At 77.0% G+C, this 1,953-nt stretch carries 1 protein-coding gene; it reads left to right on the forward strand.

Annotation, left to right across the window (positions count from 1 at the left end):
- Window positions 1-1,859 (forward strand): alginate lyase family protein (locus BG452_RS33935; RefSeq protein ID WP_188308191.1); only part of this gene is annotated, 1,859 nt, incomplete at its 5' end.
- Between the last annotated feature and the right edge of the window lie 94 nt (window positions 1,860-1,953).

Raw genomic sequence — 1,953 nt, forward strand, 5'->3', positions numbered from 1 at the left:
GATGGCGCACCGCGCCGGCGCCCGGACCGGCCCTGACCGGCGCCCGGTTCACCGCCGTGCTGCCCGCCGGGGCGCTCGCCGCCGTCCCGGCGGAGGCCGTGAAACGCCTCACCGCCGAGGCGGACCGGCTGATGGACGGGCACGCCGAGTTCTTCGGAGTGCGCCGCGACGACCTGGCCGCCCCGGACTGGTGGTACGACCCGAAGACCGGGCGCCGGGCCCCCGCCGGCTACGCCTTCGACCTGCCGTACCGGGACGAGGGGGCCATCGGGGACATCAAGCAGATCTGGGAGCCGTCCCGGCACCAGTACCTGACCGTGCTCGCCGCCGGCTACGCCGTCACCCGCAACGAGCGCTACGCCGAGCGGGTCGCCGAGCACCTGCGGTCCTGGTGGGCGGCCAACCCGCCGCTGCGCGGGGTGCACTGGATCAGCGGCATCGAGCTGGGCATCCGGCTGCTCTCCTGGGTGTGGATCCGCCGGCTGCTCGACGGCTGGCCGGGCGCGCCCGCGCTGTTCGAGTCCAACCCGGTGGCGCAGGACCAGATCCGGCACCACCAGCGCTGGCTGGCCGCCTTCCCCAGCCGGGGCTCCTCCGCCAACAACCACGTGATCGCCGAGGCCGCCGGGCAGTTCGCCGCGGCCTGCGCCTTCGACTGGTTCCCCGCCTCGGCGCGCTGGCGCTCCGACGCGCTGCGCTCGCTGGAGCGGCACCTGCGCGGCAACACCTTCCCCTCCGGCCTCAACCGCGAACTGGCCACCGAGTACCACGGACTCGTCCTGGAACTCGGCCTGGCCGCGCTGGCCGAGGCGGACGCCGCAGCCGTGCCCGTCCCCAGCACCGTCCGGCTGGTGCTGCTGCGGATGACCGACGCGCTCGCGGCCGTGGTGGACGACCGGCTGCGCCCGCCGCGCCAGGGGGACGCGGACGACGGCCACGGCCTGGTCCTGGACGGCGCGGGCACCGACCGCTGGGCCTCGCTGCTGGCCACCGGGGGCGCCGTGTTCGGCCGGCTCGACTGGTGGCCCGCGGTGCCCGCCGCCGACGCGCGCACCCCGCTGCTGGCCGCGCTCATCCGGCCGTACGGGAAGGACGGCAGGGTGACCCGCCCGGCCCGCCGGCCGGCCCACTTCGCCGACGCGGGCCTGACCGTGCTGCGCGGCCCCGGGGAGATCTGGTGCCGCTGCGACGGCGGCCCGCACGGCTTCCTGTCCATCGCCGCGCACGCCCACGCGGACGCGCTGTCCGTGGAGGTCCGGCACGACGGCGTCGACGTGCTCGCCGACCCGGGGACGTACTGCTACCACGGGCAGCCCGAGTGGCGGCGCCACTTCCGCTCGACCCTCGGCCACAACACCCTGGAGCTGGACGGCGCCGACCAGTCCGTCTCCGGAGGCCCGTTCCTGTGGACGCGGCACGCCCGCAGCCGCGTCCTGGTCGCCGGCACCTCGGACGAGGGGGTGGCCCGCTGGTGCGCCGAGCACGACGGCTACCGGCCCGCGGTGCACCGCCGCCGGGTCGAACTGGACGCCGCCGAGCGGGAGCTGCGGGTGGTCGACGAGGTGCGCGGCCCGCGCCGGGCAGCCGCGCGGCTGGCCTTCCACCTCGGCCCGGCGATCACCGCGGAGCTGACCGGCAACCGGGCCGCGCTGACCTGGACCAGGGACGGTGAGGAGCGCTCCGCGGTGCTCGACCTGCCCGGCGGGCTGACCTGGCGGGCCCACCGGGGCGAGACCGAACCGCCGCTGGGCTGGTACTCGGCCGGCTTCGGCCGCAAGGAGCCCGCCACCACGCTGGTCGGCACCGGCTTCACCGACGGCGCGCAGGGGTTCACCACCGTGCTCAGGTTCCGGGGCTAGGGGGCGGAGGTGGGGATCACGAGGCGGCACCTGGGGGCGGCGGCGTCGCTGGCCCTGCTGCTGGCGACCGGCTGCACCAGCGGCTCGGCCGCCC

Origin of the sequence: Streptomyces sp. CBMA123 (genome assembly GCF_014596465.1) — a bacterium.
Lineage (GTDB): Bacteria > Actinomycetota > Actinomycetes > Streptomycetales > Streptomycetaceae > Kitasatospora.